General features: G+C 66.5%; 6 protein-coding genes. 3 read left to right on the top strand and 3 right to left on the bottom strand.

Annotation, left to right across the window (positions count from 1 at the left end; genetic code table 11):
• Positions 1 to 601 precede the first annotated feature (601 nt).
• A complete protein-coding gene (locus GV832_RS21230) occupies positions 602 to 1,345 on the bottom strand; it encodes a hypothetical protein (RefSeq protein ID WP_168776871.1) in 744 nt (247 codons plus the stop codon).
• A gap of 103 nt (positions 1,346 to 1,448) precedes the next feature.
• On the opposite strand from GV832_RS21230, the gene GV832_RS21235 reads away from it, so the two are divergent.
• Entirely contained in the window at positions 1,449 to 2,396 is a 948-nt protein-coding gene (locus GV832_RS21235) for a nucleoside hydrolase (RefSeq protein WP_168776872.1), read from the top strand.
• Here GV832_RS21235 and GV832_RS21240 read toward each other — a convergent pair.
• Together GV832_RS21240 and GV832_RS21245 are read right to left on the bottom strand one after the other, a co-directional pair.
• Positions 2,393 to 2,992, bottom strand: a complete 600-nt coding sequence (locus tag GV832_RS21240) for a YdeI/OmpD-associated family protein (RefSeq protein ID WP_168776873.1) — start codon at positions 2,990 to 2,992, stop codon at positions 2,393 to 2,395. The two genes, GV832_RS21235 and GV832_RS21240, sit on opposite strands and share 4 nt — an antisense overlap.
• Positions 2,989 to 3,843 (bottom strand): M15 family metallopeptidase, encoded by an 855-nt coding sequence (locus GV832_RS21245; RefSeq protein ID WP_168776874.1) that lies wholly within the window; start codon positions 3,841 to 3,843, stop codon positions 2,989 to 2,991. The genes GV832_RS21240 and GV832_RS21245 overlap by 4 nt, the downstream gene beginning before the upstream one ends.
• A 161-nt stretch (positions 3,844 to 4,004) precedes the next feature.
• Here GV832_RS21245 and GV832_RS21250 point away from each other — a divergent pair, with 161 nt between their 5' ends.
• Both GV832_RS21250 and GV832_RS21255 read left to right on the top strand, forming a co-directional pair.
• Positions 4,005 to 4,577 carry an OmpA family protein gene (locus GV832_RS21250; protein WP_168776875.1) on the top strand — a complete coding sequence of 191 codons (573 nt, stop codon included), beginning with the start codon at positions 4,005 to 4,007 and terminating at the stop codon, positions 4,575 to 4,577.
• 51 nt (positions 4,578 to 4,628) lie between these two features.
• Entirely contained in the window at positions 4,629 to 6,866 is a 2,238-nt protein-coding gene (locus GV832_RS21255) for a serine/threonine protein kinase (protein ID WP_168776876.1), read from the top strand.
• Positions 6,867 to 7,232 lie beyond the last annotated feature (366 nt).

Genomic DNA, 7,232 nt, shown 5'->3' on the forward strand with positions numbered 1-7,232 from the left:
CTCACACTGCCCATGGCGGACAGCCGCCCGCCGTGGTCTACTTCAACGCAACCCAAACCGATCAGCAGAGGCAGGCAGTAGCTTAAATCAGCCAGAAATCTGTCCAAGAGTTGGGGAGTAGCTCACTCTGCGAAGCAGGGGCGTTGGCGACGAACACACGGGAATGGGTCCAATCCTGACGTGGAGAGCTCGCAGCGCTTGAATCGAAGGCACGGGTCGCACTTGTCGTCGTCCTTCGCGGTGGAGATATCTCGATGGCCCGCACCTGGGACCAAATTGACCATAAGGAAGCTCGCGTCATCTTCGCGGGAACGGCGATGGCTTGCCTTGGCTCTTTCGTCGCGTCGGACTTCTGCCTGCTCTGCAGGGTCTCCCCTGTGCTCTTCGTTGCAGAGGCCCTGGCGCTGCTGGCCGGGGCGATCTTGTGCTGGTCCCTGATCGCCACCCGCGCCGAATGCATCGCGCGCCGCCAGCGCTTTGGGTTTTCGAACCGAAGGGCGGTGATCCGTCATCATGCCATTATCTTTGGCTTGGTCGTGCTGGCGATCCTCTCCAACAGCCTCTTCAGGGTCTGGCCCATCCTGGCTGCATTCGACTCTGGCTATGCGCTGCGCGCCGGCACCTTCCTGATCGCGAAGGTCACGACCCTGGGGCTGGGGATCGAGACTGCATCGTGGATCAAGGCGGCACGCCCTGTCGGGTGCAGCCCTGAAGCAGCGCCGGGAAATCCGGAGCGACCCGGGCAGCCTAAGGACCCGGTCAGGGCGGCTTCGACGATGAAAATCTCATACCATTGAACCTTGATCGCGCTGGTTTGTTGCAGGGGCAAAGGCTGGACGATGATGTCCTTCGCCTCTCGGCGATAGACGAAGGCGTCGAGCGTCGCACCGCTTTCCGCGCCGTTTGCGGCCTTGCCCGCCATCCGCGACCAGGCGCGGGGGGCGAGATCAAGCGCCTGCAACAGCGCCTTGACCTCGGGCGGCACCGAGAGACCGGGGCAGCCCGAGGCCAGGCAGGCCCTGATCTTGACCGAGGGCAAGGGCGGCGCGGGCATGTCCTTGGCGGGGTCCAGAAGCGCTCCGCCGAAAGCCAAGCGGCCCCCCTGCCAATCCGCGCTTGATAATGTGCCGAGAATATCCAACCGCTCTGCCGTCATCTGGAAGGGGACCTGCGGGAGGTCGTAGCAGACCCCCATGACGTCACTGGGCCCGTCGGGCGTCAGGCCGTCGATAATGCCGACCGAGCAATAAAGGCCCCCAGAGACCTCGGCCCGGGCGGGGGCCCAGGGCAAAAGGCCAAGCGAAGCCAGGAATACCAAGGCGTTTCGTGTCATGCGCAGTCTCATGGGTGCAGCCTATCGCCGGGTCAGGCGCGGGACAAGTCCCAAGGGCTTGACGCCGCCCGTGAACCGCGTCACGAACCGCGATCAGCCGCGACAGGAGCCGCCCATGCACAAGGTCATCTTCGACACCGATCCGGGCGTGGACGACGCCATGGCGCTTTTGTTCCTGGCCCGCCATCCAGAGATCCAGCTTCTGGGCGTGACCACGGTCTTCGGCAATGCTGCCATCGAGGTCACCACCCGCAATGCGCTTTTCCTGCGCGAGGCCTTTGGCTTCGACGCCCCGGTGGCCCAGGGCGCGGGGCGCTGTTTCGACCCGAACCGTGGCACGGGGCATTTCCCCCATATGATCCACGGCGCCAATGGGCTGGGCGATATCCAACTGCCCGAGCCCGCCCATAGGCGCCCGCTGGATCACGACGACGCGGCGGGCTTCATCATCGACACGGTCCGGGCGAACCCCGGAGAGGTCTCGATCATCGCGGTGGGGCGGATGACGAACCTGGCCCTGGCGCTGCGGCGCGACCCCGGGATCGCGGGGCTGGTCAAGGATGTGACGCTGATGGGCGGCGCCTTCTTCGTGCCGGGCAATGTCACCCCGGCGGCGGAGGCCAATATCCATGGCGACCCCGAGGCCGCCGACCTCGTCCTGACCGCGCCCTGGAAGGTTTACGTGGTGGGGCTGGACGTCACGGGCCAGACGCAGATGAGCCGGCCCGAGCTTGCGGCCTTGGCGCCGAAATCGCAGGCCCTGACGCTCCTGGATGCGCTCTCGCAGCGCTACATCGACTTTTACGACGCGCTCATCCCCGATGCCATGCTGGTCCATGACACCTGCGCCTGCGTCCACCTGGTGCGGCCCGATCTCTTCACCCGGACCGAGGGCGCCATGCGCGTGGTCTGCGAGGGGATCGCCACGGGGCAGACCATCCTGAAGCCCCAGGGCCGTCCCTTCCCGCCCGGTGATTGGGACGGGCTGCCGGTGCAAGCCGCGGTAACCGGGGTGCAAAGCGCCGCAGTCATGGCTCTGGTGGCCGAGACGCTGGCGCTTTAGTCGTTCAACCCCTTGCCCGCCAGGACCCTCTCACGCGACCTTGCGACCCGGGCCAGGCGTGTCTTGACCTGCTTGGCTTCGGAGAAATGCAGGATCCAGAAGCGCCGCCGCCCCGGGGTGAGCGCCTGAAAGGCCGCCGTGTAATCGGGGTCCTCCTCGCAAAAGGCGGTCAGCTCTTCGGGCCAGTCGGGCTCGGGATCGGCGGCGAAATCGACGCGGACCCCCTCGGCCTCGAGCCTGCGGGCCTGGGCCACGACGCGGCGGATCAAGGGGGCCTGGGCCTCGACCTCCTCGGCCGAGGCGAAGGAGAGATAGCGGCCCGAACGGGTGTTCTCGCCCGGGGAGATCAGCGCGGCCTCCTCGATCAGCGCGCCCTTGGGAAAGATCATCCGCAAGCCGGATTTGAACCCGCCCAGCAGCGCGATATTGCCGCCCTCGACATAGCAGGGCTGGCCCCATTTCAGCGTCTCGGCCAGGCCCTGGGCGAGCAGGATGTCGCGGGCCGCCGCCATGGCCTCGGCCCAGACCCCTTGGCGCGCGACAAAGGCCGTGACGCGGGCATCCGAATTCAGGCCGTGCTCGGGGTCGTGGGTCACAGCTTGCCCTCGGCGACCCATTGCTTGATCGTGTCCTCGGAGACCTCGAAATGCATCGAGTCCTCGCGGCCATAGGCGGCGCCCCAGACCCAGCCCTCGGCGTTGAAGAAATCCGACATGATGGTCAGGCCCAACTGGGTGCGGCCATCGCCCAGCGTGTCGAGCACGCCGTCGATGTTCAGATCGATCGCCGTGCCGAAAGAATGCGACGACACCGAGGTCGTGGACCCCCGGATCCAGCGGGCGCAGATCGTGCCCGCCGTGTTGATCCGGGCATAAAGGTCGGGATCGGCGCGCTGGATCTTGTCGAAGATCGACTGAAGGCTGTCCAGCGCCGGTTTCAGCATCTTGGCCTTGATCGGCCCGACCTGCCGCTCTTCCAGGATGGAGGCGAGGCGCGGATTGGTGATCGGCTGGCAATCGTCGTTCAGGTTCTCGGCCGGCATGCCGAACTGGCCCACCATGAAAGAGGAGGTCGGCACCTTGAGCCCGGCGTTCAGCCCCCGCCGCGCGGCGACCAGCACGACCTGGGCGTAATTGCCCGAGATCGAATTCTCGCCATCGGGGGTCACGATCTGCAAGCCGCTGCCGTCCTGGACCTGGGGCTGGGCCGCGACCTCGATCTGGTTGACGCGGTCTTCCAGCGAATCGACCTGGTCGCGCAGCTCGGTCACCGTGTCATTCAGGGCCTGAAGGTCGCCGTGCAGAAGCTCGATGTCGATGCGGGCCTGGTTGTCGACCGCACCGCCTCCGCCCCCGCCGCCCGAGGGAAAGAAGAGCGGGATCGAGACCACGATCAGCGCGGCAATCAGGACAGAGACAGAGAGCAGGATGGCAGGAAGCAGACGCAAGGCAGGAACCCTTTTCGCGTGGATGGCGCATCTGAACCCGCAGCGCCTGTCGGTGCAAGGGATTCGGCTTGGGGGGGAACGATGGCACTTCCATAACCGTTGGCAAAGGGGGCGGGGCGGGCTAAGGTTCAAAGGTGTTTCAGCATTTCCGGGGGGTTCCCATGACGCGTGCTTTCAGCCGGGTGACGATGATCGCCCTTCTCGCCTTTGGTGCCAGCGCTGCCCTGGCGCAGGATGACAGCGGCCTTTCGGCGGCCGAGCTGGCGGCGAAGTTCAAGGCGCAGTCCGATCAGCTGACGCGCGGCCTGGTCATCGCGCCCTCGACGGCCGAGCAGCCCGCCAATCCCGATGCGGCGGCGGCGCTTCCCGCCGATACCTCCTATGTGGCGCTCGATCCCTCGGCCCAGGTCAATATCCAGATCGAGTTTGCCTTCGACAGCGCGGCCATCGGCGAGGGCCAGACGGAAAAGCTCGCGACCTTGTGCGAGGTGATGAAGACGGCCGAGCTGCCGTCGTTCAAGATCATCGGCCATACCGACAGCTCGGGGTCGGAGGGTTACAACCAGAACCTGTCGAAGCTGCGGGCCGAGGAGGTCAAGCGCCACCTGGTCGAGGATTGCGGCATCGCCCCCGAGAAGCTGGTGGCCGAGGGCGTGGGCGAGGCCTTCCCCGCCAATGCCGCCGATCCCAAGGCGGATGTGAACCGCCGGGTCGAATTCCAGGTCGGCAGCTGAGGCTGAAGGGGCGCCCGAAGGGGCGCCCTTCGTGCAGGACGAGGGGACAGAATGGCCGATTCCAGACCTGGCGACATCTTCCAGCCCGGAGATTTGCTGAACAACACCTACCGGATCGAAGAGGTCCTGGGACGCGGGGGCACCTCCGAGGTCTACAAGGCCAGGAATGACATCTCGGGGCGTTTCGTCGCCATCAAGGTGCTGAAGTCGGAATTCTCGGGCGACGAGGCCTTTCTGACCCTGATGCGGCGCGAGGAAGAGATCCGCGAGATCCGCCATGACGCCGTGGTGCGCTATAGCGAGAACCACAGGACGCCCGAGGGGCTGGTCTACCTGGTCATGGACCATGTCGACGGGCCGGGCCTGGACCTTGTGCTGAAACAGGGGGGGATGGGGGCCGATGACCTGGTCAAGGTCTGCCGTCGGGTGGCCTCGGGCCTGGCGGTGGCCCATGGGCGGCGGATCATCCACCGCGACCTCTCGCCTGACAACATCATCCTGAAACATGGGCGCCCGGAAGAGGCGGTGATCATCGACTTCGGCATCGCCAAGGATGCGAACCCGGGGGCGCAGACCATCGTCGGCAATGAATTCGCCGGGAAATATGCCTATGCCGCGCCCGAACAGCTGGCGGGCAAGACCGATGCAAGGTCGGACCTTTATGCCCTGGGGGCGCTGCTTCTGGCGACCTTTCGGGGGAAAAGGCCCGATCCCGGCGCCAATCCGATGGAAGTGGTGCAGAAGAAGGGCCAGGCGCTGGATACCTCCGGCGTGCCCGAGCCCTTGAAGAGCCTGATCGACCGCCTGGCCGCGCCCGACCCGGCGCAAAGGTTCCAGACGGCGGAGGAGGTGCTGCGCTTCATCGACAGCGCCTCGGCCGATGAGCGGACGGTGATCGTGCCAAGGGCAGCTTCGGGGGCAGCTTCGGGGGCGGCTCCGCCGACTGCACCGGCAGTGGAACGCCCGCCCGTGGCTCCGCCGACTGAGGTTCAGGCGCGGGCGGCAGAGGCTCCGGCCGTGATCGGCACGCTCTCGGGGGCAAAGGCTGCGGCCCCTGCCCCCGCGCCGCGCAGCAAGGCCGGGCTTTGGGCCGTGCTGGCCCTGGTGCTCTTGGGCGTGGGCGGCGGCGGGGCCTGGTATTCCGGCGCGCTCTCCAGCTTGACCGCACCCGCCCTGCCCCGGGCGGAACCCTATTCGCTGATCGTCGACAAGGCGGAAGGCGCGCCCCCTCGGGCCGTGGGCGTCGTGCCCTCGGTCGAGGTGCTGGAGGCCCTGAAGACCGCCGTCGAGGCCCAGGGCGGCAAGGCCGATCTGAGCCTCGCCTCGGGCGATATCGGGCCAAGCTGGGGGGCGGATGTGCTGGCCGTGGTGGAGGCGGTCCAGAAGCTTGACAGTTTCAAGCTGGCGGTGACGGGGAACGAGGCGGCGGTGAGCGGGGCCACGACGGATGCGGGCCTGCAAGAGGCCGCAATGGCCGCCGTGGGCAAGCTGCCCGGGGTCCTGCAGGGCCAGGGGCAGATCGAGCTCGTGGCCAAGGTGCCGCAATTCCTGACCGCCGATGACCTGAAGCCCGTCCTGGCCCAGGAGGCCGATTGCGGCGACCTGGTGCTGGTTGACCCTCCGGCGCTGGGTTACGGCAAGGAGGACACGATCCAGGTGGCCGGGCGTCTTGCCAAGCCCGAGCAGCAGGTGGCGCTCTTTGATGCGCTGTCCTCGGCGGCGCCCGGGCGCAAGGTGGACCTGAAGATCGAGCTTCTGAACCCCTCGCTCTGCCAGATCGAGACCGCCCTGCCAGAGGCCCATGACGGGCCCTTCCGCTTTGACTTCGGCTTTGGCGACAGGCCGGATGACAATCCCTCGGGCCGCTATTTCGTGGGCGAGAACCCCGTGATCGACCTGGTGATCCCGGCGGAGGTGACGACGGGCTATGTCTCGGTCGCCATCGTCGATGTCTCGGGCAATGTCTATCACCTGCTGCCGAACCTGAACCGGCCCGAGAACTCGGTCGAGGCCCTGCGGGCGGGACAGGCGGGCGAGGTCAAGGTCCGCATCGCCTATCCGCTGGCCGACAACGATGACCCGGCGCATATCGCCTTTACCGTCGATGCGACGACCCTGGGGAAATCCAAGGTCGTGGTGCTGCAATCGGGGTCACCGCTCTTCCCCGAGATGCGGCCCACGACGGAATCGGTCGGGGGCTATGCCCAGGCCCTGAAGGCAGAGGTCGAGGCGGGCAAGCTGGATGTCCTGTCGATCAACAGCCGGATCCTGACCAGCGTGGCGAATTGAGGCCAGTTCTGCCGGAAGCCCTGCCGACTGCCGGAGGGGCTTGGGTCCTGTGACCGGGTTCCTGCCGACTGAGGGGGCGTCTTTGGTGACCCGGTGAGGGAATGCGGCACCCTTGGTCCTGTGAGGCCGCGAGCCGACAGGCCAAGCCCTCCAGTCGGCAGAGGCGCGCCCTGCGCCCAGTCCGCAGAGCCGCCCTTGCCACGCCCTCTTGCCTCACAGTCGGCAGAGCCACCCCTGGCGTAAGCCTCCGGTTATTGCCGTCTGACACCATTGGTTGAGGTCAGCTAAGACGCTGACCTTATGGATGACTCTAAGTTCAGATCACAGATTGAGGTTCTCTCTGTCGTCGACAAAGGTCGGCGGCGG

The organism is Stagnihabitans tardus, from assembly GCF_009925085.1.
In the GTDB taxonomy this organism is placed as follows: Bacteria; Pseudomonadota; Alphaproteobacteria; order Rhodobacterales; family Rhodobacteraceae; genus Stagnihabitans; species Stagnihabitans tardus.

Bases quoted from the DNA above. Each gene is read 5' to 3' on its own strand.
- GV832_RS21230 (WP_168776871.1), bottom strand. From the start codon at position 1,345: ATGAGACTGCGCATGACACGAAACGCCTTGGTATTCCTGGCTTCGCTT.
- GV832_RS21250 (WP_168776875.1), top strand. From the start codon at position 4,005: ATGACGCGTGCTTTCAGCCGGGTGACGATGATCGCCCTTCTCGCCTTT.
- GV832_RS21235 (WP_168776872.1), top strand. From the start codon at position 1,449: ATGCACAAGGTCATCTTCGACACCGATCCGGGCGTGGACGACGCCATG.
- GV832_RS21255 (WP_168776876.1), top strand. From the start codon at position 4,629: ATGGCCGATTCCAGACCTGGCGACATCTTCCAGCCCGGAGATTTGCTG.